21 protein-coding genes and 1 riboswitch are annotated in these 25,607 nt (G+C 52.5%); of the genes, 14 read left to right on the top strand and 7 right to left on the bottom strand.

The window, feature by feature from the left end:
- The first annotated feature begins 108 nt into the window (after nucleotides 1–108).
- On the top strand, nucleotides 109–2,382 hold the full coding sequence (locus ACFFJP_RS11255) for a carbohydrate binding family 9 domain-containing protein (protein WP_377243678.1): 2,274 nt from the start codon (nucleotides 109–111) through the stop codon (nucleotides 2,380–2,382).
- 72 nt (nucleotides 2,383–2,454) lie between these two features.
- On the opposite strand, the gene srmB is transcribed toward ACFFJP_RS11255, so the two are convergent.
- Nucleotides 2,455–3,711: an ATP-dependent RNA helicase SrmB gene (gene srmB / locus ACFFJP_RS11250; protein WP_377243675.1), complete on the bottom strand. Its 1,257-nt coding sequence runs from the start codon at nucleotides 3,709–3,711 to the stop codon at nucleotides 2,455–2,457.
- Between the two features lie 144 nt (nucleotides 3,712–3,855).
- On the opposite strand from srmB, the gene ACFFJP_RS11245 reads away from it, so the two are divergent.
- On the top strand, nucleotides 3,856–4,530 hold the full coding sequence (locus ACFFJP_RS11245) for a tRNA1(Val) (adenine(37)-N6)-methyltransferase (protein WP_377243672.1): 675 nt from the start codon (nucleotides 3,856–3,858) through the stop codon (nucleotides 4,528–4,530).
- 9 nt (nucleotides 4,531–4,539) lie between these two features.
- On the top strand, nucleotides 4,540–5,736 hold the full coding sequence (locus ACFFJP_RS11240) for a winged helix-turn-helix domain-containing protein (RefSeq protein WP_377243669.1): 1,197 nt from the start codon (nucleotides 4,540–4,542) through the stop codon (nucleotides 5,734–5,736).
- A gap of 26 nt (nucleotides 5,737–5,762) precedes the next feature.
- On the opposite strand, the gene ACFFJP_RS11235 is transcribed toward ACFFJP_RS11240, so the two are convergent.
- Nucleotides 5,763–6,134, bottom strand: a complete 372-nt coding sequence (locus ACFFJP_RS11235) for a DUF3718 domain-containing protein (protein WP_377243666.1) — start codon at nucleotides 6,132–6,134, stop codon at nucleotides 5,763–5,765.
- Nucleotides 6,135–6,258: 124 nt separating this feature from the next.
- Nucleotides 6,259–6,346: riboswitch (cyclic di-GMP riboswitch) on the bottom strand.
- 158 nt (nucleotides 6,347–6,504) lie between these two features.
- Nucleotides 6,505–7,044, bottom strand: coding sequence for a flavodoxin FldB (fldB, locus tag ACFFJP_RS11230; RefSeq protein WP_377243663.1), 540 nt, complete (start codon nucleotides 7,042–7,044; stop codon nucleotides 6,505–6,507).
- Between the two features lie 121 nt (nucleotides 7,045–7,165).
- Here fldB and xerD point away from each other — a divergent pair, with 121 nt between their 5' ends.
- The 9 genes from xerD to ACFFJP_RS11185 all read left to right on the top strand — a co-directional run bounded on the left by xerD (nucleotide 7,166) and on the right by ACFFJP_RS11185 (nucleotide 21,321).
- Nucleotides 7,166–8,089 carry a site-specific tyrosine recombinase XerD gene (gene xerD / locus ACFFJP_RS11225; protein WP_377243659.1) on the top strand — a complete coding sequence of 308 codons (924 nt, stop codon included), beginning with the start codon at nucleotides 7,166–7,168 and terminating at the stop codon, nucleotides 8,087–8,089.
- A gap of 14 nt (nucleotides 8,090–8,103) precedes the next feature.
- Nucleotides 8,104–8,835, top strand: a complete 732-nt coding sequence (dsbC, locus tag ACFFJP_RS11220; protein ID WP_377243656.1) for a bifunctional protein-disulfide isomerase/oxidoreductase DsbC — start codon at nucleotides 8,104–8,106, stop codon at nucleotides 8,833–8,835.
- 5 nt (nucleotides 8,836–8,840) lie between these two features.
- Nucleotides 8,841–10,565, top strand: coding sequence for a single-stranded-DNA-specific exonuclease RecJ (recJ, locus tag ACFFJP_RS11215; RefSeq protein ID WP_377243653.1), 1,725 nt, complete (start codon nucleotides 8,841–8,843; stop codon nucleotides 10,563–10,565).
- Nucleotides 10,566–10,674: 109 nt separating this feature from the next.
- A protein-coding gene (gene prfB, locus ACFFJP_RS11210; protein ID WP_208931644.1) for a peptide chain release factor 2 occupies nucleotides 10,675–11,773 on the top strand; the annotation gives its coding sequence in 2 pieces (ribosomal slippage) (nucleotides 10,675–10,749 and nucleotides 10,751–11,773; 1,098 coding nt in all).
- Between the two features lie 25 nt (nucleotides 11,774–11,798).
- The gene (gene lysS, locus ACFFJP_RS11205) at nucleotides 11,799–13,325 is read left to right on the top strand and encodes a lysine--tRNA ligase (protein ID WP_377243649.1); all 1,527 of its coding nucleotides are present in this window, start codon (nucleotides 11,799–11,801) and stop codon (nucleotides 13,323–13,325) included.
- A gap of 412 nt (nucleotides 13,326–13,737) precedes the next feature.
- Nucleotides 13,738–16,023 carry a catecholate siderophore receptor Fiu gene (locus ACFFJP_RS11200; RefSeq protein WP_377243646.1) on the top strand — a complete coding sequence of 762 codons (2,286 nt, stop codon included), beginning with the start codon at nucleotides 13,738–13,740 and terminating at the stop codon, nucleotides 16,021–16,023.
- Nucleotides 16,024–16,085: 62 nt separating this feature from the next.
- Entirely contained in the window at nucleotides 16,086–16,766 is a 681-nt protein-coding gene (locus tag ACFFJP_RS11195; protein ID WP_377243643.1) for a Fe2+-dependent dioxygenase, read from the top strand.
- Nucleotides 16,767–16,871: 105 nt separating this feature from the next.
- Nucleotides 16,872–17,753 carry an ABC transporter ATP-binding protein gene (locus ACFFJP_RS11190; RefSeq protein WP_377243640.1) on the top strand — a complete coding sequence of 294 codons (882 nt, stop codon included), beginning with the start codon at nucleotides 16,872–16,874 and terminating at the stop codon, nucleotides 17,751–17,753.
- A gap of 10 nt (nucleotides 17,754–17,763) precedes the next feature.
- Entirely contained in the window at nucleotides 17,764–21,321 is a 3,558-nt protein-coding gene (locus ACFFJP_RS11185; protein ID WP_377243636.1) for an ABC transporter permease/M1 family aminopeptidase, read from the top strand.
- 96 nt (nucleotides 21,322–21,417) lie between these two features.
- Here ACFFJP_RS11185 and ACFFJP_RS11180 read toward each other — a convergent pair whose 3' ends face one another.
- The 4 genes from ACFFJP_RS11180 to ygfZ all read right to left on the bottom strand — a co-directional run bounded on the left by ACFFJP_RS11180 (nucleotide 21,418) and on the right by ygfZ (nucleotide 24,709).
- Nucleotides 21,418–21,915, bottom strand: coding sequence for a CreA family protein (locus ACFFJP_RS11180; RefSeq protein ID WP_377243633.1), 498 nt, complete (start codon nucleotides 21,913–21,915; stop codon nucleotides 21,418–21,420).
- A gap of 78 nt (nucleotides 21,916–21,993) precedes the next feature.
- Nucleotides 21,994–23,025 (bottom strand): DUF2804 domain-containing protein, encoded by a 1,032-nt coding sequence (locus tag ACFFJP_RS11175; protein WP_377243630.1) that lies wholly within the window; start codon nucleotides 23,023–23,025, stop codon nucleotides 21,994–21,996.
- A 150-nt stretch (nucleotides 23,026–23,175) separates the two neighbouring features.
- Nucleotides 23,176–23,664, bottom strand: coding sequence for an FKBP-type peptidyl-prolyl cis-trans isomerase (locus ACFFJP_RS11170; protein WP_377243627.1), 489 nt, complete (start codon nucleotides 23,662–23,664; stop codon nucleotides 23,176–23,178).
- Nucleotides 23,665–23,671: 7 nt separating this feature from the next.
- Entirely contained in the window at nucleotides 23,672–24,709 is a 1,038-nt protein-coding gene (ygfZ, locus tag ACFFJP_RS11165; RefSeq protein WP_377243624.1) for a tRNA-modifying protein YgfZ, read from the bottom strand.
- A gap of 82 nt (nucleotides 24,710–24,791) precedes the next feature.
- Between ygfZ and ACFFJP_RS11160 the strand changes: the two genes are divergently transcribed.
- Together ACFFJP_RS11160 and ACFFJP_RS11155 are read left to right on the top strand one after the other, a co-directional pair.
- A complete protein-coding gene (locus ACFFJP_RS11160; RefSeq protein ID WP_377243621.1) occupies nucleotides 24,792–25,043 on the top strand; it encodes an FAD assembly factor SdhE in 252 nt (83 codons plus the stop codon).
- 3 nt (nucleotides 25,044–25,046) lie between these two features.
- Nucleotides 25,047–25,535, top strand: coding sequence for a YgfX family protein (locus ACFFJP_RS11155; RefSeq protein WP_377243618.1), 489 nt, complete (start codon nucleotides 25,047–25,049; stop codon nucleotides 25,533–25,535).
- Nucleotides 25,536–25,607: the final 72 nt, after the last annotated feature.

The following is a 25,607-nucleotide window of genomic DNA, read 5'->3' as shown; positions in this document are numbered from 1 at the left end:
TGTATTGACCGCATGGATCTGTACAGGACGTCACCGCTCCTTATACTTGGCTGATTTTTCGGCGCTGGTCGCCGGAGTTCAGCCGTTTTCTTTTTCCATGGATGTTGCATGCCTGTGTTGAAATCTCCTTTATTTGTCTCGTTGCTGCTGCTTGCCGGTCTACCGGCAACACTGTCAGCGGCTGAACCGCTGTCGATCCCGCACGTGGCCCCGGCCATTGTGATTGATGCGGATCTGAACGAGCCGCAGTGGCAACAAGCCCGTGAAATGCCGATTATTTATGACACCAAGCCAGGTGAAAACACGCCGGCGCCAGTGAAAACCATGGCGCGGGTGATGGAAGACGGTGAGTTTTTCTATATCAGCTTTGTTGCTGAAGATCCGGATCCAAGCCAAATTCGCGCTTTTTATCGTGACCGTGACAAGATGTGGGACGACGACAGTGTTGGTATCAAACTCGACACTTACCATGACAGCAAACTGGCTTATCAGTTTTTTGTTAATGCCTTGGGCGTGCAGGGCGATGCGATCGAAAACGAAATTACCAAGATGGAAAGTGCCGCTTGGGATGGTATTTGGCAAAGCGCCGGTAAAATCACTGCGACTGGTTACCAGATTGAAGTCGCGATTCCACTGCGGTTACTGAATTTTAATGATCGACTGGATCTGCAGCGCTGGAAGTTGGAATTATTGAGATTTTATCCACGCGATGTGCGTCACCGTTTATCCTCGAACAAAATTGAACGGGAAGATCCGTGCTGGATTTGCCAGATGCAAACCATTGAGGGGTTCAAAGGTGCCCGGCAGGGCAACCATTTTACTCTGGTGCCGTCTTTGGTCATGGGCGTGGAGCAGCAACGTGAAGTCCAGCCGCAGCAAAATAGCGACTGGAAAAGCGATCGGAATATCGAACCGAGCCTGGATCTGAAGTGGGGTATCACGCCGGATATCAGCCTGAACGCCACGTTAAATCCGGATTTTTCGCAGATTGAAGCTGACGAAGCCCAAGTGTCGATGAACGATACTTTTGCGCTGTTTTTTGACGAAAAAAGGCCTTTTTTCCTCGATAATGCCGACTATTTCAGCTCACCGCTGGATTTGGTTTATACCCGTAATGTGTCGTCGCCGGATGCTGGTCTGAAGTTAACCGGCCGCGTCGATCAGCAATCGTTTGCCATCTTTGCCGCCAATGACAAAGACACAACGTTCATCGTTCCGGGCAATATCAGCTCAGATCTGGGATATATCAACGAGAAAAGTGACAACGCGGTGCTGCGCTATCGGTTTGATCTGGACCCCAAATTATCGCTGGGCTGGATCAGCACACTCAGAAGCAGTGACGATTACCATAACTACGTGCATGGCGTAGATCTGAAATATCAGGCCACTGCACAGGATAAAGTGATTGCGCAGTTGCTGCACAGTGACAGCGCCTATCCGCAGGCATTGGCGGCACAGTTTGCAGGCGAAGCGAAGTTGCGCCTCGGTGACGATCTGTCAGGTGTTGGTCAATATCTGGCGTACGAGCATGAAAGCCGCAGCTTTGGCTGGTACAGCCGTTATCTCGGCTATAGCGCAGAATTCCGCGCCGACATGGGTTATATGCCACAAACCGACTGGACCAAACAGGTGCATGGTGCGTCGTATCAGTGGTTTTCTGATACGCAGTGGTGGAACAATATTGAACTGCGTGGTGACTGGGATATCAGCCATAGTCAGGCCGGTGAGCTGTTAGAAAAGGAAGCGGAAGCGGAATTAATCGTCCATGGCCCGCTGCAGTCGGAAGTCTCGCTGATGCTGACGGAGCGCGATCGGGTTGGTAGCCGGTTGGATGGCAGTCGACTGGTCGTTGACGCCAATACTCAGCTGTTTACCGAGCAAACCATTGGTACTTTTGCTTTGGTGCAACCCTGGTCCGGTGTCTATATCGAAGTGGAAACGGAAATGGGAGACAAGCTGGATTTTCGCAATAACCGCTTAGGCGAGGGGTTGGAAATTGCACCGGAGATCCGCTGGAATGCCAATATCCATGCGCAGGTCGCACTGCGCCACACCTACCGCACACTGGACGCTGATGATGCCGAAGTGTTCACCGCCAATCTGACCGACTTACGCCTGAGTTACCAGTTCTCGGTGCGTAGTTTCGTGCGTTTGGCGCTGATTTATTCAGACATCACACAAAACCCGCTGAATAATCAGGGCGTTGTGACTGAGCGCGAGAAAAACCTTGGCACGCAGTTGCTCTACAGTTACAAACTGAACCCGCAGACTCTGTTTTTTGCCGGTTACAGCGATCACGCCTATAGCGATGATGAGATCCAACAACTGACCCGGGACGACCGCTCGGTGTTCCTTAAGTTCAGTTACGCCTGGATGCTTTAAGCGCTGAGCATTCAGCGCTTCTTAAAGAAAAAGCCGCGATTGTATCGCGGCTTATTTTCTTACTAAGAGTGGTTATTTGGCTTTGGCGGCTTTTTTCAGCGCTTTTTTCTTTGCGACTGATTTTGGCTTTTTGGTTTTGGTCGAAGGTTTGGCTTCTTTGTGTTTTGGCCGCAGGCTGTCGATCACGCGGCGTTTCAGCGCGGTCTCAGTGTAACGCTCGACTTTACCAACCATATCAATGTCATGCGCCTCCACCAGAGAGATCGCGATGCCTTTTTTGCCGGCACGGCCGGTACGGCCAATGCGGTGCACATACACATCAGCGGTGCGGGGCATATCAAAGTTGATCACATGGCTGATGTCATCGATATCGAGGCCACGCGCGGCTACGTCAGTCGCCAGTAAGATCCGCACCAGACCTTTGCTGAAGCGTGAGACCGCGAGAAGGCGCTTATCCTGTGGCATTTCGCCCTGCAACCAGCAGGTTTTTAAACCAACGGATTCCAGCTGACCGGCAAGGCTGGCCAGCCGTTCGCGGGTTTTGATAAACACAATCACTTTGGTCATTTCGGGTTGTTGCAACAAATGCGTCAACAGGGCCAGCTTGTGCTCGGCGTCATCGGCCAGATGGATCCATTGCTGGATCTTGGCTTTTTCCCGGCGCGGTGACTCGGCTTCAACGGTGACCGGCTCTTTCAAAGCGCGTTTGGCAAAACGTTCAATCGCCACGCCTTCCAGCGTCGCAGAGAACAACATGGTCTGGCGGCGGCGTTTAGCATCGCTGATGATGCGATCCATCTCGGCGACAAAGCCCATGTCCAGCATGCGGTCGGCTTCGTCGAGGATCAATACTTCCACTTCGTCGGCCTGGAAGCTTTCTTCGTTCATATACTCGATCAGCCGGCCAGGCGTCGCGACCAGAATATCGTTATTTTTTTCCAGCGTATCTTTGTGGCTGCCGTAGTTGATGCCACCAGTGATCACGCCGCAATTGAGTGTGGTGTGTTTGGTCAGAATTTGCAGTTGTTCGAAGATCTGAAAGGCCAGTTCGCGGGTTGGCGTCATGATTAGAGCACGGGCAAAACCCGGTTCCCGGCGCGGGAAGTCAATCAGGTATTGTAGTGCTGGTAATAAAAACGCCAGGGTCTTGCCAGTCCCGGTCGGTGCGCTGGCCAGGATGTCGCGGCCTTCAAGGCCAACCGGAATGGCCTCTTGCTGAATCGTAGTCGGTTTTTCAAAACCGGCTTCAGTTAAAGCGCGGGCCAGCGCAGGGTCCAGATCAAAATCAGCAAAACGGAGGATCTCATCCGGGCTCGTCAGGTCAGTCACAGTCAAATACCTTCTGGGTTAACTTAGGCGGAGCGACGCTGTACTGACAGCGGAGGCATCCGTTACACTGCAGCTTTTGCGCGGGGCGCTATGGCTGCAGGCTTTCGTTGTAAACAATTTTTTGTATCACATCAGCACTGTGCGATGAAAGTCGGCACAGATGCATTGCTATTAGGCGCCTGGTCGTCAGTGCCAACCACCGGGGATTGCCTCGATATTGGCTGTGGCAGCGGCGTGCTGAGCCTGATGCTGGCGCAGCGCACGGGCCCGTCGCAACTGGTCGACGCGGTAGAACTGGATACCGCCGCAGCGGCAGAAGCCCGGCAAAATGCCGCGGCCAGTCCCTGGTCCAATCGGATCCGAGTGATCGAACGGGATATTTTAACCTATCCCGGCAGCGCTGACCACTTGGCAGCGCGTGGCTATCAGCAGATCCTGTCAAATCCACCGTATTTCACCGCGGCTTTAACCAATCCTGACCGCCAAAAGCAGTTGGCCCGGCACAATGACCAGTTGCCTTTTGCCGGATTATTGCAGACTGCGGCGACGCTGCTGGCAGCCCAAGGCCGGTTTAGCCTGATTTTACCGACTGAAGAAGCCGACCGGCTGCTTGCGTTAGCGCTCCGTACAGACTGGTATTTATTGCGGGTGCAGCAAGTACGCAGCCAACCGGATAAAGCGCTGTCGCGCACCTTGCTGGAGCTGGGGCGCCAACCGATGGCGACTGAACATCTGCCGGAGTTGCTGATCCGCGATCAGCAAGGGCAATATAGTCCGGCTTACCGGCAGTTGCTGGCGGACTTTTACCTGAATTTCTAAGGGCTCCTGATGACCACTGCGTTACCACTTACACAGGCAGAATTATCGCAGTTACTACTGGCGCGACAGGGGCTGAGCAAACCGCTCAGTGGCCGCAGCGGGGTGCTGCAGACTATAGAGCAGCTTGGTTATGTGCAGATTGATTCGATCAACGTGGTGGAACGGGCGCATCACCATGTGTTGTTCAACCGGGTTAAAAACTACCAGCCACAGTGGCTGGATGAGTTGTTGCAGCAAAAACAGATTTTTGAATACTGGTCCCATGCTGCTGCTTTTTTACCGATGCGCGATTTTCGCTTCAGCCTGTATCGCAAAGCCCAATTGCAACAGGGCCAGAAGCACTGGTTTGCCCCGGATCATCAGCAGATGCAGGAAGTGCGGGCGCGCATCCGCGCCGAAGGACCATTAAAGGCGGCCGATTTTGCCAAAACCACTGAAGCCAGTGGCCCCTGGTGGGACTGGCAACCGGCCAAAAAAGCGCTGGAACAGTTGTTTATGCAAGGCGAGCTGATGGTGGTGCGGCGTGAACGTTTTCAAAAAGTGCTGGATTTAACTGAGCGGGTGTTGCCTTCAGGCATTGATTGCCGGGTGCCCGATGAGCAGGAATATGCCGGTCATCTGATTGAGCGGTTTTTGCAGTCACATGCCATGGGGACAGCCGCACAAATCAGTTATTTACGGCCGGGTATGAAAGCGCCTGTGACAACACTGCTCAAGGAGCTGGCACATAGCGGCGTGTTGCAGAGTTTCCAGTTTCAGGGGCAGACATATTATGGTCACAGCGAGCAATGGCAAATTCCGGCCAAAGCCACTGCGGTCTATTTGCTTAATCCCTTTGATAACCTGCTGATCCAACGCCAGCGCCTACAGCATTGGTTCGGTGCTGATTATCAGCTGGAGGTTTATGTCCCTGCGGAAAAACGCCAGTTTGGTTATTACAGCTTGCCTGTCTTTTATGGTGCTACTTATGCGGGACTGGTCGATGTGAAGGCTCAGCGTAGCGAACAACGCTTATTGTTGCAGCATTTACAGCTGGAGAAGCAGTGGCTCAGCAAAAGCCGTTTTTGTCAGCAGTTTGCCAAAGCATTGCAGGCCTATGCCGGTTTTAACGGTTGTACTGATGTGGAATTGGTACGGGCAGAAACTGAACTAAAACAGTGGTTTGATAAAGAAATCAGCCCGCTACTGCGGCACAGTGCGGGCTGATATTTTGCGCTAAAAAATGAAGATTATTAGCTGGCGCTGCGCGCTTTGATCGTTTCGATGATTGGTGATGCAGCAAAACCATTGCTCTGCGCCCATTCAACGTCACCTGATTTAGACACCTGGCTGCCTGGCAGCTGTTTCACGATAAATTCAGCAGCATCAGCAGCGTTGTGTTTAATGGCAAAACGGATCATCGGCAGACCATCACACTGAATGCCGTCATAGACGTTTTTGATGCGGAGTTTGCTGTCAGATAAAGTCTTGCGAATGCTGTTTTTATCGTTTGCGGCCACATAAGCACACAGAGATTGCGCGATTTGGTCATCAGCACTGGCTGGAGCGATTGCGAACAGTGGGCTTACAACAACAGCGATTAAAGTCAGTGTCTTGAAATTCATCGTTAACTCCGGTGCCAACAGGCATAGCTAAAGTCTGGGGGGATTCGATGAAAGGCAAGCAGAGAGTCTGCAAAGATACAAAAGCGCGCTGGCATTTTGTTGATCTTCATCCCGGTGATGGTGGGATGGCAGCCCGGCTGTCGTAGGCATCACTACCCTTAGACCCGAAGCTTTGCGCGAGCAGTTTTTCAACTGTCTTGCCTTTCGATTGCGCGCATTCTATGCAGAGAAAATTGATGGCGCAAGAGTTATTTTAACATTTGTGCACTTTTTTCGGTCAATGTCGCGTTGAGTTGAATCAGTCAGTTAGCGTTTTTTTGTGTAAAAAATCAACCGCGCTGCGGCTTGTAGCAGAGCTGTGTAAGCCGGTTTAACCCAGCTCAGCAAGCTCACTGACCAGCTGTGCTGTCCAGCCTAGTAGCCGCTCGTCGGTTTGGTCATACTGATTTTCGTCATCCAGCGCGAGACCGACAAACCATTCACCGTCCGGTGTCACTGCTTTCGATTTGTCAAACTGATAACCTTCTGTCGACCAGAAGCCAATACGCTGGCAGTCTTGTCCGGCAATAGCATCACTGAGCATGCCCATCGCATCAACAAACCATTCGGTGTAGCCAATCTGGTCACCCATGCCATAGATCGCAACTATTTTACCGCTCAGATCGACGCCGCTGATGTCATCCCAATGCGCTTCCCAATCTTCCTGTAACTCGCCGAAATCCCAAGTCGAGATCCCCAGGATTAACACCTCATACTCTTGCATCCGCACGAGCGGCTGCTGTTTGATGTTATGCAGTGATACACTGCTGCCAACAGGCAGCGCCGGATCCGACTCCAGCAGCACTTTGAGTTTTTCGGCAGTCATTTCGGTGTAACAGGTGGTAGAACCGTAGAATATGGCAATGTTCATCTTTCAAACCCTGAGTCGAAGCTATGGCAGCACAAATGCCCGGCGATATGACTGGCTGCGGCAAGGCGGCGATTGTAGCAGAGCTGGCATCTGCACCCAAGTGCAGTCGGGAGTGGTTTAAATGGTGGATGCCCGTAAAAAAGTCCGGCTGCTAAGTGACGCCGTGGAAGCGCAGATCAGCCAGTTTCTTGATGATCTATGGCTCAGTGACGGCGTCAGCCGCCATACGCTCAGTGCTTATGGTACTGATTTGCGCCAGTTTGCTTTGTTTGCCGAGCAACAAGGTCGGCCTTTGAGCGAGGCTAACACAGCGCTGCTGGAATCATATCTAGCCACGCGGTATGACCGGGGATTGTCGCCACGCAGCACGGCGCGGGCGCTTAGCAGTCTGCGGCGGTTTTTCCAGACGCTGCATCAACGTGGTGTCATATCGCAGAATCCTTTATCCGGCGTGTTAAATCCAAAATTGGGTCAGCCGCTGCCAAAGTCGTTGTCGGAAGCAGACGTCACTGCGCTGCTGGCGGCGCCGGACTTAAACGAGGCCATCCAGTTCCGGGACAAAGTGATGCTGGAGGTGCTGTATGCCTCAGGTCTGCGCGTGACGGAGCTGGTTAGCCTGACGTTGCATCAGGTTAATCCGCGGCAGGGCGTGTTACGGGTATTTGGCAAAGGTTCCAAAGAGCGACTGGTGCCTTTTGGTGAAGAAGCCGCCGAATGGCTGCAACGGTATCTGGCGCATGGCCGGCCGTTATTGCTCAGCGAGCCGTCGGATGTATTGTTTCCGAGTCAACGAGGTGCACAAATGACGCGACAGACGTTCTGGCACCGGATTAAGTTTTATGCCAAAGTGGCCGGTATCAGCGTTGAGTTATCACCGCATACGCTGCGGCATGCTTTTGCGACGCACCTGTTGAACCATGGTGCTGATTTGCGGGTTGTACAGCTGTTACTGGGCCATAGTGACCTGTCGACGACGCAGATTTACACTCATGTCGCGCAGCTGCGGTTACAACAGTTACATCAGACACATCATCCGCGTGGATGATCAAGGAATTTGTTATGAAAAAAATCATCGCCGCTTTATGTCTGGCATTACCGGTGGCGCCGATTGTCGCAGCCACTACCGCCGTGCCGGCTGCGTTACAGGCTGATCAACAATTACAGCAACGCATGGCCGAATTAGGTTTGAAGCCAACGTCAGTGGCCAATGCGCCGGTGCCTGGTTTGTTGCAGGTGTTCACCGATCGTGGGTTATTTTTCGCAAGCAGTGACGGGCAGTATTTGATTCAGGGCGAAGTATTTGATTTAAAAAACAAAGTACACGTCAATGAAGAAGTGATGAAGCCGATGCGGCTGGCTGGTGTTAACAAAATGACGCCATCCGCTATTGAATTCAAAGCCAAAAATGAAAAATTCGTGGTGACGGTATTCACCGATACCGATTGCGGTTATTGCCGCAAGCTGCACAGCGAGATGCAAGATTATCTGGACGCTGGCATCAGCATTCATTATCTGGCTTACCCGCGTGGCGGAGAAAACAGCCAAACGTTTAGCACGCTGGAATCGATCTGGTGCTCCAAAGACAAACAGGGTGCAATGACTAAAGCCAAAGGCGGTAGCGACGTGTCAGTCGCCAAATGTGACAACAATGTCGCGGCGCAATATCACCTAGGCCAAAGTTTTGGCATTAACGGCACGCCAGCCATGGTACTGCCGGACGGCTCGTTAATCCCAGGGTATCAACCAGCTGCTGCGCTGGCTGCGGCCCTGACGCAACTGGCGAAACGATAAGCCTGATGACCCTTGCCAAAACCCTGCAACAACGGCCGGTTCTGACACCGGCCGCTTTTTCTTTGCCGGTGCATCCGGTACTTCAGCGCCTGTATGCCCATCGCGGGATCAGCGATAACCACGAGTTAGCGCGTAGCGCACAACAACTGTTACCGTATCAGCTGTTAAAAGGCATGCCCGCCGCAGTGGCATTGCTGCTCGATGCGCGGGCTGCACAACAACGCATTCTGATCGTCGGCGATTTTGATGCCGACGGCGCCACCAGCACGGCCACTTTATTGGCTGGGTTGCGTGCGCTTGGCTTTGCTAATGTCGATTTTCTGGTGCCGAACCGCTTTGAATATGGTTATGGCCTGTCGGTCGAGATGGCCGAACTGGCGCTGCAGCATGGCGCCGAACTCATCGTCACCGTCGATAACGGTATCTCCGCCATCGAAGGTGTGGCACGCGCCAAAGCTGCCGGTGTGCGGGTGCTGGTTACCGACCACCATTTAGCTGGCCATGAACTGCCGGACGCCGACGCAATCGTGAACCCCAATCAGCCAGGCTGCGAGTTCCCCAGTAAAGCACTGGCCGGCGTTGGCGTGGCGTTTTACCTGCTGTTGGCGCTGCGTGCAGCACTGCGCGAGCAAGGGTCTTTCACTGAGATATCGGAGCCCAATCTTGCTGATCTGCTAGATTTAGTCGCGCTTGGCACCGTCGCCGACGTGGTTCCGCTTGATCACAACAACCGCATTCTGGTGCATCAGGGGTTGCAGCGCATTCGCAGTGGCAAAGTGCGCCCAGGCATTCAGGCGCTGATTGACGTGGCCAATCGCAAAGCGGCCAAGCTGACGGCGCAGGATTTTGGTTTTGCCTTAGCACCGCGTTTAAACGCGGCCGGGCGGCTGGATGATATGTCGATTGGCATCGCCTGTTTGTTATCGCCTGATATCAATAATGCGCGGCGGCTGGCGGCCGAACTCGACAGTTTGAATCTGGAACGGCGTGAAATCGAACAGGGCATGCAGACCGAAGCGATGGCTGCACTGAGCCGCTTATCGTTAAAAAGTACCGATTTGCCGTCTTGTTTGTGCCTGTACCAGCACGACTGGCATCAGGGCGTGATTGGTATTCTGGCCGGCCGGGTCAAAGAAGCCTGGCACAGACCCGTGATCGCCTTTGCCCGTGGTGACAACGGCGAACTGAAAGGTTCAGCGCGCTCAGTAGCGGGTGTCCACATGCGCGATTTGCTCGAAGCGGTGTCGACGGCTGAACCGGGTCTGATTAAAAAATTCGGCGGTCATGCCATGGCCGCTGGCCTCACCATCGCCGAAGCGCAATATGACGTGTTTGTGCAGGCATTAAGCAAGCAGGCCGGTCGTTTTATCCAGCCGGAACACTTAACCGCAGTGGTCTACAGCGACGGTGAACTAAAGCCACAGGAACTCGACATCAGCCTCGCGCAACTGCTGCAAAATGCCGGTCCTTGGGGCCAGGCCTTTCCGGAACCGGTGTTTCACGGCCGCTTTAAGCTGGTGCAACAACGCTTACTGGCGGAAAAACATCTGAAAATGATGTTGCAGGGCTCAGACGGCAAACTGTTTGATGCGATTTGGTTTAACGCTGATATTAAGAGCTGGCCCAACCCACAAATTCAGCAAGTCGAACTGGCGTATCAGTTGGATATCAATGAGTTCCGTGATCAGCAGAATCTGCAGTTATTGGTGCGGCATCTGTGGCCGGCCTGAATCGGTTGTTCTAAACAACCGCAGCCATCCGGAACGCCGCAAAAGGCTGCACCTATAGCCGAAATTTTGCTACAATCGGCGCCTATTTTTTCAGGCGCCTTGCAAAATCATGTTTGAAGTCAATCCAGTTTATAACAGTATCAAAGACTTAGCTGAACGCACTAACGTGCTTCGGGGGTATCTTTGACTACGATGCAAAGAAAGAAAAGTTAGAAGAAGTCTCCCGCGAGCTTGAAGATTCTGCCGTCTGGAACAATCCGGAGAAAGCGCAGGCGCTTGGCAAAGAGCGTTCCGCGCTCGAACAAATCGTCAGCACTATCGATAAACTGGATCAGGGCCTGGAAGATGTGGCGGGTCTGGTTGAGCTGGCGGTTGAAGCGGAAGACGAAGAGACTTTTGTCGAAGCGCAAACTGAATTGGCCGACCTCGAAGCCCAGCTAGCGAAGCTGGAATTCCGCCGGATGTTCTCCGGCAAACATGATCCGGACAACTGCTTCCTGGATATTCAATCCGGTTCCGGCGGTACTGAAGCGCAGGACTGGGCCAGCATGTTGATGCGGATGTACCTGCGCTGGGGCGAAGCCAAAGGCTTTAGTCCAGAACTGTACGAAGTCACTGACGGTGACGTCGCCGGCATCAAAGGATGTACCATCAAATTTACCGGTGAATATGCCTACGGCTGGTTGCGCACTGAGACTGGCGTACATCGTTTGGTACGTAAAAGCCCATTTGACTCCGGCAACCGCCGCCACACCTCATTTGCTTCGGTGTTTGTGTCGCCAGAGATCGACGACGACATCGAAATCGAAATCAATCCGTCCGACCTGCGTATCGATACTTACCGGGCTTCAGGCGCCGGTGGTCAACACGTTAACAGAACCGACTCTGCGGTGCGGATCACGCACTTACCGACCAACATCGTGGTGCAGTGTCAGAACGACCGTTCGCAGCATAAAAACCGCGACAACGCCTTTAAGCAATTACGCGCCAAACTCTATGAGTTTGAATTGCAGAAACAAAATGCCGAAAAACAAGCACTGGAAGATACCAAGTCGGATATCGGCTGGGGTAGTCAGATCCGCTCTTACGTGCTCGACGATTCGCGCATCAAAGATTTGCGTACTGGCGTCGAAACGCGAAATACCCAGTCAGTATTGGATGGTGATCTCGACAAATTTATTGAAGCCAGCTTAAAAGCGGGTTTGTAATTTAGCTTATTATCAGGAACTTAAAATGTCTGAACAGAACAATCCGATTGAAGAACATCAGGACGTCAATAAGCTGATCGCCGAGCGAAAACATAAGCTGGCCGGGCTGCGTGAACAGGGCAATCCATTTCCAAACGATTTCCGCCGTGATGCCACTTCAGACCAGATCCTGGCGCAGTATGAGCATCTGAGCAAAGAAGAGCTGGAAGAGAAAAAAATCCGTGTGACTGTGGCCGGCCGTATGATGCTGCGCCGCATCATGGGCAAAGCCAGCTTCACGACGATTCAAGATGTTGGCGGCAAAATTCAGCTGTATGTCGCCCGCGACAGTCTGGCGGAAAATGTCTACAACGAAGGCTTCAAAAAGTGGGACTTGGGTGACATCGTCGGCGGTAGCGGCACACTGTTCAAAACTCAGACCGGTGAATTGACCGTTTGGCTTGATGAGATCCGTTTACTGACCAAAGCGCTGCGCCCGTTACCGGATAAATTCCACGGTTTAACCGACCAGGAAGCTTGTTACCGTCAGCGTTATCTGGACCTCATCGTCAACGACCAGTCACGTAAAACGTTCTTAATCCGTTCAAAAACAGTGGCATATATCCGCCAGTTTTTTAACAGCAAAGGCTTCTTAGAAGTTGAAACCCCAATGCTGCAAAGCATCCCGGGTGGCGCTTCAGCCCGTCCGTTTGAGACACACCACAATGCGCTTGATATGCAAATGTTCCTGCGTATTGCGCCAGAGCTGTATTTAAAACGGCTGGTAGTCGGTGGCTTTGAAAAAGTATTTGAGCTGAACCGTAACTTCCGTAACGAAGGCGTGTCAACGCGGCATAACCCAGAATTCACCATGCTGGAATTCTACTGGGCTTATGCCGATTTCAATGACCTGATGGACCTGACCGAGGAACTGTTCCGTGGTCTGGCGCAATCGGTTCTGGGCACCACTGAAGTGCCATATCAGGGCCATATCTTCGACTTCGGCAAGCCGTTCGCGCGCATGTCCGTGACTGAATCTATTCTGCATTACAACCCTGAAGTGAAGCTGGAGCAGCTCACCACGCGTGAAGCGGTGGCGACACTGGCGAAGTCTTTAGGCATTGAAGTGAAGGCTAACTACGGTCACGGCCGTATCCTGATGGAAGTGTTTGATGAGCTGGTCGAAACCAAGCTGTTACAACCGACTTTCATTACTGAATACCCAGCCGAGATTTCACCACTGGCGCGCCGCAACGACGACAATCCAGAGATCACCGACCGCTTTGAATTCTTCATCGGTGGCCGTGAACTGGGCAACGGCTTTAGCGAGTTAAACGACGCCGAAGATCAGGCTGAACGTTTCCGTGAGCAAGTGGCACAAAAAGAAGCTGGTGACGACGAAGCCATGTACTACGACGAGGATTTCGTCACGGCACTGGAACACGGCTTACCACCAACCGCAGGGCAGGGCATCGGTATCGACCGTTTGGTCATGTTACTGGCCGACGCGCCAAGCATCCGCGACGTCATCCTGTTCCCGCATATGCGTCACAGCGACAAACACGGCAGCTAAGCTGTTGATGTGATTAAAAAACCACCTTCGGGTGGTTTTTTTATTTGCGGCTTCTGCAAGGCGTGCCGGTATGTGCCAGAAGTTGGCTTTGGTGACACCCGTTGTGCGACAACCGGTGGGTTTCGCTGCGCTCTACCCACCCTACGAGCCAGCGGCCCGATCGTAGGGTGCAATGAGCAAAGCGAATTGCACCTTTGATATCCGCCGCAATATCAAACAATCTGAACCGCATTTCTGCAACTCGCTCATAGCCGGCTATACGATGTCTGAACAATATCCAGCATCAGCGCAAGCCGAGTACCAATAAAACACGAATAGGAGTAATTCCTATTTGCAAATGAGAATGGATCTCGATACCATGACGCCCGAAAACTACAGAAGCCGTACTGGCTGTATTTATAGGGACCTGACGATGTCGTTCATTCAATCGAAAAAACATAACCAACCTTTCCCGGCCGCTTTGGCCTCGGCGCTGATGCTGGCAATGCCGGCTGCATATGCACAAGACGCTGGCAAGTTGGCGGAAGTTGAAGTCAAAGGCAGCACGATTTCGACCGAACTATTCGCCGAGAAAGCCAGCTCCGCCAAGCAGGTAAAACCTTTGGTTGATACGCCGCAAACGATTGTGGTGCTGAAAAAAGAACTGTTCCAGCAACAGCAAGCCAATACTTTGTCAGAAACCCTGCGTAACACGCCGGGCATTACCATGCTGATGGGGGAGAATGGCAACACCGCAACCGGTGATTCGATTTTTATGCGTGGTTTTGATACGCAAAGCAGTATTTATGTCGACGGTATCCGCGACCTGGGCACTATCAGCCGCGATACTTTTAACACCGAACAAGTCGAAATCGCTAAAGGCCCGGCCGGCGTGGATAACGGCCGCGGTGCATCATCCGGTTATATCAATATGAGCAGTAAAGCGGCGACGCTGGATAGCTTTATCACCGGCAGCGCCACTATAGGTTCAGGATCACACAAACGTGTTAGTGCTGACGTAAATCAGACGTTGGCCATTGATAATGCGGCCATCCGCGTCAATTTACTGCGCCAGGACAGCGGTGTGGCCGGGCGTGATGTGGTGGAAAATAATATCACCGGTATTGCCACTTCACTGGCGTTCGGTCTGAACACTGAAACCCGCACCACTTTAAACCTGCTGCATGTACAGCAGGACAATATCCCGGATGGCGGCGTACCAACGATTGGCCTCGAAGGCTTCTACAGTGCCGCGATTGCCACCGCATTCCCGAACAATACGGCGCCGGCTTTTGGTAAAGTCGACCGCGAAAGCTTCTATGGTAGCAAAAACGACTTTGACCACGTCGTTGCCGACATGCTGACGCTGCGTATTGAACACGATTTTGCTGACAACGTGAAGCTGCAAAATACCAGTCGTTATGGCGTGTCGTCGCAAGACTATATCCTGACCGGCGTGAACACCGGCAATGGCATCACAGTACCGGCCGCTACGAAAAATGACCTGAATAGCTGGACAGTGAACCGTAACCGCCAGGGCAAAGATCAGCAAAACCAACTGTTGATTAACCAGACCAACCTGAATGCCACACTGCAACAAGGTGCGTTGACGCACAACATTTCGTCTGGCATTGAATTCAGTTTTGAAAGTCAGCTGAACTACACGCTGGGCCTTCCGACCGGCACGACGCAGGTCAACGCCAACCTCTACAACCCATCGACCGCAGACGTTTTTGCATTGCCAGTCCGTACCGGTGCTAAAACCGACGGGAGTACCAGCACTGCCGCTGTATACATGTTGGATACCATTGATTTAAATGCGCAATGGCAAGTCAGCGCTGGCCTGCGTGCCGAGCACTACAACACCGATACCAACCTCATCACAGTGCAGGCGGCAGCGACGCCACAGACAATTCCGGTCGGGACTTTGGTAGGCTCAGAAGCTCGTAAGTCCGACAATTTACTCAGCTACAAAGTTGGCGCCAACTACAAGCCAACTGAAGATGGCTCTGTATATCTGTCCTATGCCACGTCGCAGTTGCCACCAGGCGGCACTAACTTCTCGCTGAGCACTGCAGCAACCAATCAAAACAACCCAATGCTGGATCCGCAAAAAGGCACTAACCTGGAACTGGGCACTAAGTGGCAGTTACTGGACAAAAACCTGTTCGCCACTGCAGCCTTGTTCGAAACGGTCAATAAAAACGAACTGGTACGCGACGACCTGAATACTTATGTACCGGTCGGCGAGAAAACCGTGCGCGGCCTGGAACTGGCGCTGGTCGGCTCTCCATTACAGAACTTTGAACTGAATGCCGGTATCGCGCTGATGAATCCAAAAATCACCCGCGGTGCTTTGTATAACGGTGCCCCAACCGATGGCGGTGTGATGCAGTGGACACCAAAAACCACCTTTACGCTGTGGGGGACTTACACGCTGGAAAAACTGAAACTGGGTGGCGGCGCGCGCTACATGGATTCAGTAGCCCGGTCGAATACCACAAACCTGGTGGCTGCAACGAATTCAATGCTGGAAGTGCCAGATTATTGGGTGGTTGATGCGATGGCGACTTACGAGGTGAACCCAACCGTGACAGTCCAGTTCAACCTGTACAACTTGTTGGACGAAGAATACGTGCAGTCGCTGAATAACGGCGGTGGTCGTTATCACCAAGGCGCACCACGTTCAGCCAAGCTCGGTGTGAATGTCGCGTTTTAAACCGACCGAAGTTAAATAGTACAGAGGCAGCCCGGTGGCTGCCTTTTCCATTGAGGTGCTTGATGTTATTACATATTCCTGCTGTTCTGAGCAAAGCCGAAGTGGCGCAGTTTCGCAGTTTGCTGGCGCAAAGCAATTGGACCGATGGCCGCGCCACAGTTGGGCCGCAAGGTGCTTTGGTCAAACATAACCGCCAGTTACCGGTTGACAGCCCGTTGGCGCGCGAGCTGGGTGCGTTGATTTTACAGCGCTTGTATCAACATCCGCAGTTTTTATCAGCCGCGTTGCCGCTTCGCACGGTGCCGCCTTTGTTTAACGCCTATAGCGGCGGCGAGCATTATGGCCTGCACGTCGATGGCGCAGTGCGGATCTTGCCGGGCAGTACTTTAAGTTTACGCACGGACGTATCGTCGACGCTGTTTTTGTCGGAACCGGAGGAATACGACGGCGGCGAGCTGCAGGTCATCGACACTTACGGCGAACACCAGGTCAAACTGCCGGCCGGTGATTTGATTTTGTATCCTTCGACCAGTTTGCATCAGGTATTGCCGGTCACGCGTGGTGAGCGGGTTTGCAGCTTTTTCTGGAGCCAGAGCCAAATCCGCGACGACGCCAAGCGCGCTTTGTTGTATTCGTTCGATCAGCAAATCCAAAGCCTGCGTCAGCAATTAGGTGACAGCAGCGAAGTGTTGGCGCTGACCGGGCATTATCATAATCTGCTGAGAATGTGGGCCGAGTTATAAAGGACGCCGAAATTTCCGACACACTTTGTAAAGGTATTTAACTGGGCGTGAGCAACGCCCTTTGGCATGCTGTATTGGTCTTACTTCGCCAGGAACCGAGCGGCCATGCTAAAAATTACAAATTTATCCAAAACTTACGATAACGGTGTCAAAGCGCTGCAAAATGTCAGCCTGAATATTCCCAAAGGCATGTACGGTCTGTTAGGGCCAAACGGCGCCGGCAAATCCAGTCTGATGCGTACTATTGCGACCTTACAGGCCGCTGATAGCGGCAGCGTTCAGTTTGGCAATATTGATGTGTTGAAAGATCCGAACGCGCTGCGCCGTACGCTGGGCTATTTACCGCAGGACTTTCAGGTCTATCCGCGCATCAGCGCCTTTGATTTGCTTGAACATCTGGCGGTTTTGAAAGGCCTGAACGAGAAAAAATCCCGTCGCGACACTGTGGAAGCCTTGCTTGCGCACACCAACCTGTATCAGCACAAAGACAAAGCAGTCAGTAGTTTCTCCGGTGGCATGCGCCAGCGTTTTGGCATTGCGCAGGCACTGTTGGGTGACCCGCAACTGCTGATTGTCGACGAGCCGACCGCAGGCCTCGACCCGGAAGAGCGTAATCGTTTCCATAACCTGTTGGTCAGCCTCGGCGAAGACAAAGTGATTATTCTGTCGACGCATATTGTCGACGACGTGGCTGAGCTGTGTCCGCAAATGGCGGTGTTAGCTGGTGGCCAAATTCTGTTGACCGGCAATCCGCTACAACTCGTGGATGAACTCAAAGGTCAGGTCTGGACCAAAACCGTTAGCCAGGCTGAGGCTCTGGAGTTAGAGCAACAACTACCCGTGATCTCAAAGCGTTTGTTTGCCGGCCGAACTGTTCTGAATGTATTTGCCATCAGTCAGCCGGAGGGATTCAGTACTTGTGCCGCCAATCTGGAAGACGTGTATTTCTCTTGTTTGCATCAGGCGCGCCAGCGCCAATCGGCGTGAGGACAGCACTATGTTCCTGCAGATGATTCGGTTTGAATGGCGCTATTACCAGCGCCAGCCGTCGTTTTATGTCACATCTTTGTTGTTCTTTTTACTGGCGTTTTTTGCCACGGCATCAGACAACGTACAAATCGGTGGTGGTGGCGAAATTTGGGGAAATGGGCCTTTTGCCATCACCCGGACTATCACCACAATGCTGATTTTTTCGATGTTTCTGGTGGTGAATTTTGTCAGCAGCACGGCGCTGCGCAATCACGCCAGTTTGATGGAAGAACTTGTCTGTACTAAGCCGGTGCCGCCCCTGTCATACCAGCTCGGCCGCTTTGTTGGTGCCTATTTAGTGTTGGTGACTGTGTTTGCGATGGTCCCGCTTGGCACTTTATTAGGCTCTTTGATGCCTTGGGTCGACCAGGCTCGTTTTGGCCCAACAGTGCTCAGCTATTATGTTGATGCTTATCTGATTTTCGCTTTGCCGTCGTTATTTGTGTTGTCTGCACTGTTCTACACCATCGCCAGTAAGTTCAAATCGATGCAGGCGATGTATCTGGTGGCTGTGGTGGTGTTTGTGCTGTATCTGGTCGCCGGCAGTTTTGCCCAGGCGCCGGAATACCGCACGATGGCCGCGTTGCTGGACCCTTTTGGTTTACGCTCTTTTGCGGATGTGTCGCGGTACTGGACTATCGTCGAGAAAAATACCCTGAGTGTTAGTTTCAGCGGTGTATTGCTGCAAAATCGCTTGTTATGGCTGGCGGTTGGCGTGGCGCTACTGGCATTGTTTGGTGGTTTGTTCAAACCGCTGGCGTTAACACCAAAAGCCCGGGTTGGCAAAACCAAGGCGGCCAAGGCAACGCCAGAGTTTGCGATCAGTGCGCTACAAACCAAAGCGCAACAGCCATCTGCACTGGCGCAGTTCTGGACACGGCTGCGTTTTGAGTTAAAACAGGTGGTGTTCAGCGCGCCGTTTTTTATGTTGCTGCTGATTTGTATCTTTAATTTGCTGGCGCCTTTATTTGCGCCGCAGCGCTTTTACGGCACTGCAGACTGGCCGCTGACCCAAACCATGATTGAACTGGTGACAGATTCCAGTGGTTTATTGCTGGTGCTGATTTTGACTTATTACTGTGCAGAAGTGGTCTGGCGTGAACGTACACAGGGCATCGGCGATATCATCGATGCAACGCCGGTGGCTAATATGGTGCTATGGCTGTCAAAACTAATGGCTGTTGGCGCCGCGATGTTGTTGATGTACTTCGCTTTTACTCTGACCACCATCAGTTACCAGCTTATCAAAGGTTTTGACGACCTGGATTTGCTGCAATACCTGATACGGCTGGGGTATTTCAACTTCCTGCCCTTTATGCTGACCGTGGTACTGGCGTTCCTTATTCAGGTGTTAAGCCCGAACAAGTATGTCGGTATGGGTGTGTTTGTCGTGTATTTCGTCTTGACGCAGGTGTTGGATGCCTGGGGCTTTAACCACCGCATGTGGCATTTTGCCGCGTCACCGGCAGCACCATTTTCTGATTTGAATCGCTTTGGTTGGACACTGGAAAGTCATAGCTGGTACGTGCTGTATTGGGGCGGCCTGACCGCGATCCTGTTTGTGTTGGGGTTTGGCATGTTCCAGCGTGGGCCGGCGCAAAGTCTGGCGGTGCGTTATCAGCAATTGCGTTATCAAGTTGGTGCGGGTGGTCAGGCGGTGATTTTGCTCGGTAGTCTGGTGTTCGTCGGCACAGGTGGCTGGATTTACTACAACACCCGTGTGCTGAATCAATATGACACTGCGGAACAGCAGATGGATTTACAAGCGGATTATGAAAAGGCCTATAAAGCCGGAGCTGACGATCCGATCCTGGTCGCCACTAAAGTTGAAGCATTTGTTGATATTTATCCGGTCGAACGGCGCGTCGAAGCTCGTGTCGAACAGACGCTGACCAACAAATTCAACAAACCGGTCACTAAGATGTTGGTGAACTGGCCGAAATACACCCGCAGTATGGAAATCATCGCGCCGGGCGCCACTTTGAGCCCACGCGACAATCGACTGGGCACCGCCTGGCTAGAGTTCGGTACGCCGGTACAACCGGGGCAAACAATCGATATGACCTTCGTGCTGAGCCGCACTAATCCGGGGTTCCAGGATGATGATGTTGATGTCGCAGTGGTTGAAAACGGCACCTTTATCAATAACATGGAATTGTTGCCGCAGTTTGGTTACAACGCCGGATTTGAACTGCAGGAGCGGCATGAACGCAGCAAACGCGGTCTGGAACCGGTGCAGCGGGCGCACAAACTGGAAGATAGCAGCCGCTACACTGAGAGTGGTTTTGGCCGCGCCGAAGATTTCATTGAGTTCAGTGCCACGGTTTCCACGGCATTAGATCAAACCGCGCTGGCGCCGGGTTATCTGAAGAAACAGTGGCAGCAGGATGGCCGCCAATACTTCCGCTATGAAATGAATGCACCGATGTTTAACTTCTACTCATTCCTGTCGGCACGGCTGGCGGTGAAGAAGCAGGATTATCAGGGCGTCTCGCTGGAGGTGTATTACCATCCTTCGCATCACTGGAACGTGGACCGGATGATGCAATCGATGCAGGACTCGCTGGATTATTTTAATCGGGCGTTTTCACCGTACCAGCACCAACAGATGCGGATCATCGAGTTTCCGGGTTACCGTGATTTTGCGCAATCTTTTGCCAATACCGTGCCGTACTCTGAGGGCATCGGTTTTATCAATGATTTGCGCAACGAAGACAGCATCGACATGCCTTATTATGTGACTGCGCACGAGATGGCGCATCAGTGGTGGGGCCATCAGGTTGGCAGCGCCAACGTGCAGGGTAGTGCGGTGATCCCGGAAACACTGGCGCAATACAGCGCGCTCAGAGTGATGGAAACCAAATATGGTCAGGCGAAGTTACGTCAGTTCCTGAAATATGAGCTGGACCGTTATTTACGTGGCCGCACCGACGAGAAAGTCGCGGAAGAACCACTGCTGCGTGCTGAAGGGCAGGGCTATATCCATTACCGCAAAGGCTCCATTGTGATGATGGCGATCAAAGACCGGATTGGTGTAGAGCGGCTCGACGCGAACTTGCAGGCGTTTTTGCAAGAGTTCCAATATAAACAAAATCCTTATCCAACCACGCTGGATCTGCTGCGCCACTTAACTACCGGCGTCAGCAGCGAAGAAAAAGCCTTTATCGAACAGCAGTTTATGCAAATTACTTTGTATGATTTACGGCTGCTTGAGGTGCAGAAAACCGAATTGCCAGATGGCCAGCTGCAACTGGACTTAACCATTCAGGCCGCCAGACTCAGTGCTGATGGCAAAGGTGCCGAAACCGAACAAGTGCTGGACGAAGATATTGATATTGGCGCGTTCAGCGCAGATCCGGATGAGTTTTCTGCCGATAACCAGCTGTTATATTTACAAAAACACCGGCTGAAATCCGGTAAGCAGCAAGTCCGGGTTATCGTGCCCAAAGGTACCACTTACATCGGTGTCGACCCATTGATTAAGCTGATTGACCGCGACGCGGTAGATAATATCCGCAAGCTTTAAACGGTTGTTAAAACAAGAAACCCGCCAGTTGGCGGGTTTCTTTATTTAGCTACAGCACAAACGCATCAGCGCTCTGTGGTGAGAGTCGTTGAATTGTTACTTACCCGCTTTTGCTGCCAGCTGCTGCGCTTCCAGCTCTTGCCAGGCCTTGCTGCCCCACAGCGGTACTGTAGTCAGTGAATGTTTATCGCTGCCGGCACTTTCTTTGGTCGAATATGACAAATACACCAGAGTCCTGTTGTCAGCATCAAAGATCCGTCTGATTTTCAGATGCTTAAACAAAATACTTTTTGATGCAGTGAAAATGACTTCGCCGGATTTGGATTTGTCGATTTTGCCGAGCATGGCCGCCGTGATTTCGCCGGTCTGGCGGCAAGCGATGGACATATCGGACGGATCAGCCAGCGATAAATCGGCTTCAACATGGCTGATGTGACAGGTAACACCCGGAATTGCCGGATCGTTAAAGGTCTGAATTTTAATGTCTTTGGTGGTAAAAAGCCCAAGACTCACATCACCGACTTCTTTCGGTGAACAGGCCGTCAGCGTGGACAGAGCCAGTACTAAACCAAGCAGTCGCGGGGAAAAATTCATAGTCACTCCTTTTTATGAACAGTATTTTTTATCTCATCAGGCAAACCCAGTGCGTTTGATATTTGTAACACGCGCTAGTTACCACTTCGCATAGTGATCTTCAGCCAGCCCCAGACAATTCTGCAACTGCAGGACCCGGCCATCGCGTAAGCGCACTGTACCATTGTAATGCCCGACATATTGGCGGAAATTACTGGCAAGTAAACCAAGCTGCAGTTTTTCCTGCCGGCAGAAATCGGCCCTGAAGGTTAAATCGACTTCACCACATAATGTCGTGACACGCCACGGCGTGTTTTGACCGCGATCAAACTCAAACCGGGCTGGGCTTAAATGCTGGATCTGGCCGTCATACCACAAGGCATTTTCAGTCAGACCAGTCTCATTGACCCCAGCGGCCAAATTCAGACCAAAAGCCTGACCTTGTTGTAGCGAATTGATCGAGCTCCAGCGCCAGCTGGTTTCGCGGCGCATAAAGCCGGCGGAGAAATCGATGCCGCCGCGGGCGCTGTGTACATCAAGCGCCTGACCGTCTAACTGCAAGCTGCCACTGACGCGCAGTGCATTGTTTTTTTCTGTGTAGGTCCAGCCGTTGTAGCCGGTTGGTGCTGCCAGTGCCAGCGGCTGTTGCTGGTCAAAATCCAGTCGCAGATCTGCGACCAGTCCACCAGCCTGCACCCGCAAAGTCCAGCCGGTTGGTGCGCAGTTGATCTGCCATTGCGTCGAACCTTTGCCCATGCTCGCTTCGCCATGTTGCGGCGAGTCGCTGAGTAAACAGCCAAAACCTAACGGCGCCAGCCGCGCAAATTCCCGGGTCGGTTTGCCCTGCTGATACAGATAAGCAAAGCCGGAGCAAACGTAGCGTACATCGGCAATAGCCACAGCCAGCAGCCAGTCAGGGCCGCTGATACAGACAAACTGAAACTGCTTATAGGCAAAATGCTGAGCCAAACGGCTGACCGATTTATCCATCACCGAATGCAACCGGAATGCGGTTACATTGAGGTCGGCAATGGAAGCATCAAACAGGCCTAGTTGCAGCTTGCCATGATGATCAATCAAAGTTGCCGGTGCAGGGCGGATATGTGGTTGATAACACAAAGATTGGGACATCGGCTTTATCCGGCAGAGATGATGTCTGGTTTATAACAGTTTTTTCTGGTCTGACCAAGCGGGTCATCTTTGGGATTTTGTTTTGCAGGTCATTGCGGGAATGGGTAGGAAGATAGCGGGCCGCCGCGAATTGGCCGCCCGCCGGATTGCTTAGTCGTGACCGGAATGACCGTCCATGCCATGGGCATGACCGTGTGCCAGCTCATCAGCGGTGGCATCGCGCACCACTAAGATTTCGACTTCAAACGTCAAATCAATGCCTGACAGCGGGTGATTACCATCAACAACCACTTCGTCTTCGGTGACATCCAGTACAATCACGGATTGCTCGTGACCATCCGGACCGGCAGCGCGAAAACGCATACCAACAGCCACGTCCATACCTTCAAACAGTGCGCGTGGTACTGACTGCGTCAGTTCGTCGTGGCGCTCGCCATAAGCATCTGCCGCCGCGATTGCGATTGTGAATTTATCACCGGCCTGTTTGCCAGTCAGTGCTTGTTCCAGACCACTGATCAGTGAACCAGTGCCGTGGATAAACACTAAAGGCTCGGCGCCAAAAGAGCTGTCGAGTTCGTTGCCATTGGCATCGCTGACGCTGTAGTGCATGGCGACGACTTTATTGTGTTGAATAGTCATGAGGACCTCAGGGGGTGATTGAATAAGGTAAAGGTTGTAATTGTAAGCTGACATCCGGCTCTGTCGCCAGCCGGAAATGGTCGGTTGCGCTGATATCGTTGGGCAAAACGGCCAGCAATTGCAGTTGGCCCTGAATATTCACGGCATTGACCACGACACCGCTGCGCCGCCAGTTCTGTTCCAGCTGGATCTCGATATCAGTGCCGGCAACCGGTGTATGGTCAGTGTCGGCTTGTAACAGGTACATGGCTCTTTTGTTTTTGCCCAGATATTTCATCCGCGCCACCATTTCCTGGCCCATGTAGCAGCCTTTGGTAAAGCTGATGGCATCTAAAGCCTGCAGGTTCAGCTGCTGCGGCACATATTCACCCAGCAATGGCTGTTCCAGATAAGGGATACCGTGGGCGATATGTTGCGCTAACCAGCGGGTGGGTGCGGCCATCAAGGCCTGCTGCTGTTGCCACAACGCTTTGGCCTCATCAATTGCCAGCACCAGTAAAAAGTGATCGGCTGCCAGGCCCAATAAGTATCCACCTGCAACTGTGAGTTGCTGGCCAATGGCTGGTTGCGGGTAACCCAGTGCGCTGAGTAAGGCGGCGCTGTCGGCACCGCCAATGCCAAACACGGCATATTGGTCCTGCACTTCAGTAAAACTGATTTTGGCAAAGACACCATATTTTTTCAGTTGGGTCAGTGAGGCCTGCAACTCGTCACGAAATGCCAGCCACAACAAATCGTCGCCAGCCTGCAGTAAGTGAAAGGTGCTCCACATCTTGCCTTTAGCATCGCAATGAGCACCACGCAGGAAATGTTCAGCACTGATTTGGGTCACATCACAGGTGACCTGACCCTGCAAAAATTTTTGTTGATCGGCGCCGCTGATTTTCAGTAAATGAAATGCAGGCAGCGGGCTGATAAAGGCCGACGACAGATTATTTGACAGCTGAGCCAGTTGCTCAGCGCTCATCCAGAAACTTTGCATAAAACCGCCGGGCTCCCGACCAAAACCGTTCACAATGGCCAGATCATTGGGGGTTCCCGGCAAAAGCACAACCCCTGGCCGGATTTTTTGTTAGAATTTGGCTTCGGGCTGCACCGCAGTTCAACGCAGTAGATACAGGAATGTTATGACGACATTGATGATTAAACCAAGATTACGCTGGGCCTGCCGTCGTGGCATGCTCGAGCTGGATGTGTTATTGGCACCGTTTGTTGAACACGGCTATGACGCCCTGACTGAGCCAGAAAAGCACATTTTTGAGCGCTTGCTGGCGTGTGATGATCCGGATCTGTTTGCCTGGTTTATGGGACATGCGCAAGCGCCGGATCCAGCACTACAGGCGTTGGTACAGGTGATCCTGAATCGGGTCCGGGTGTAACAGATGCAATGCCGGCAACTCGCTTTGCAGACTTCTGCCTGGCCGCGCCGGTTATGCTGGATGATGTTGATGCTGGCGATGTGGTTTGCCTGGTCTGGCTCAGGCTGGTTTGCATCTGCAACCGCGCCCTGGTGGCTGCCATGCGGCTGGTTGCCGGTATTTTATTTGTTATATGCTACAACTGAACCGGCGAAGGACTTCGTGCTAAGCCTGGCGCCGGCGTTACAGCTGCGCCGTTATAGCGCCGCAGAGCCGCCGGTGCTACAGACCGAAGGCGGACAATTGCTCGCGCAGAGTCTGATTTGTTGGCTCGGTGTCTGGTTGGTCTGGCAGACAACGGACGGCCAGATCAAGCGTTGCTGGTTATTTCGTGATGCCTTTACAGAAAACGGTTTTCGCACGCTGGCCCGCACTTTATGCCAGTTGCGCTGGCAACAACAACAGTTGCAAGCAGCATCTGAGCTGCGCGGCCTCTTTCAATGGTTGCGTTAATCGACGCGTAGAGCCGTCACCGCACTCCAGCATTTTTTCTTTTCCACGCAAGGAGCTTCTATGAGTTTTGTT

Source organism: Rheinheimera tilapiae, assembly GCF_042432165.1.
Taxonomy (GTDB): domain Bacteria; phylum Pseudomonadota; class Gammaproteobacteria; order Enterobacterales; family Alteromonadaceae; genus Pararheinheimera; species Pararheinheimera tilapiae.
The sequence above is the reverse complement of the archived record's forward strand: the minus strand, read 5'-3'. Positions and strand labels throughout refer to the sequence as shown.

Coding starts and splice junctions, on each gene's coding strand:
- ACFFJP_RS11195 (WP_377243643.1), top strand. CDS start 16,086: ATGTTATTACATATTCCTGCTGTTCTGAGCAAAGCCGAAGTGGCGCAG.
- ACFFJP_RS11235 (WP_377243666.1), bottom strand. CDS start 6,134: ATGAATTTCAAGACACTGACTTTAATCGCTGTTGTTGTAAGCCCACTG.
- ACFFJP_RS11240 (WP_377243669.1), top strand. CDS start 4,540: ATGACCACTGCGTTACCACTTACACAGGCAGAATTATCGCAGTTACTA.
- ACFFJP_RS11245 (WP_377243672.1), top strand. CDS start 3,856: ATGAAAGTCGGCACAGATGCATTGCTATTAGGCGCCTGGTCGTCAGTG.
- ACFFJP_RS11190 (WP_377243640.1), top strand. CDS start 16,872: ATGCTAAAAATTACAAATTTATCCAAAACTTACGATAACGGTGTCAAA.
- ACFFJP_RS11160 (WP_377243621.1), top strand. CDS start 24,792: ATGACGACATTGATGATTAAACCAAGATTACGCTGGGCCTGCCGTCGT.
- ACFFJP_RS11200 (WP_377243646.1), top strand. CDS start 13,738: ATGTCGTTCATTCAATCGAAAAAACATAACCAACCTTTCCCGGCCGCT.
- ACFFJP_RS11155 (WP_377243618.1), top strand. CDS start 25,047: ATGCAATGCCGGCAACTCGCTTTGCAGACTTCTGCCTGGCCGCGCCGG.
- fldB (WP_377243663.1), bottom strand. CDS start 7,044: ATGAACATTGCCATATTCTACGGTTCTACCACCTGTTACACCGAAATG.
- recJ (WP_377243653.1), top strand. CDS start 8,841: ATGACCCTTGCCAAAACCCTGCAACAACGGCCGGTTCTGACACCGGCC.
- xerD (WP_377243659.1), top strand. CDS start 7,166: ATGGTGGATGCCCGTAAAAAAGTCCGGCTGCTAAGTGACGCCGTGGAA.
- ACFFJP_RS11175 (WP_377243630.1), bottom strand. CDS start 23,025: ATGTCCCAATCTTTGTGTTATCAACCACATATCCGCCCTGCACCGGCA.
- ACFFJP_RS11255 (WP_377243678.1), top strand. CDS start 109: ATGCCTGTGTTGAAATCTCCTTTATTTGTCTCGTTGCTGCTGCTTGCC.
- ACFFJP_RS11185 (WP_377243636.1), top strand. CDS start 17,764: ATGTTCCTGCAGATGATTCGGTTTGAATGGCGCTATTACCAGCGCCAG.
- lysS (WP_377243649.1), top strand. CDS start 11,799: ATGTCTGAACAGAACAATCCGATTGAAGAACATCAGGACGTCAATAAG.
- dsbC (WP_377243656.1), top strand. CDS start 8,104: ATGAAAAAAATCATCGCCGCTTTATGTCTGGCATTACCGGTGGCGCCG.
- ACFFJP_RS11180 (WP_377243633.1), bottom strand. CDS start 21,915: ATGAATTTTTCCCCGCGACTGCTTGGTTTAGTACTGGCTCTGTCCACG.
- ACFFJP_RS11170 (WP_377243627.1), bottom strand. CDS start 23,664: ATGACTATTCAACACAATAAAGTCGTCGCCATGCACTACAGCGTCAGC.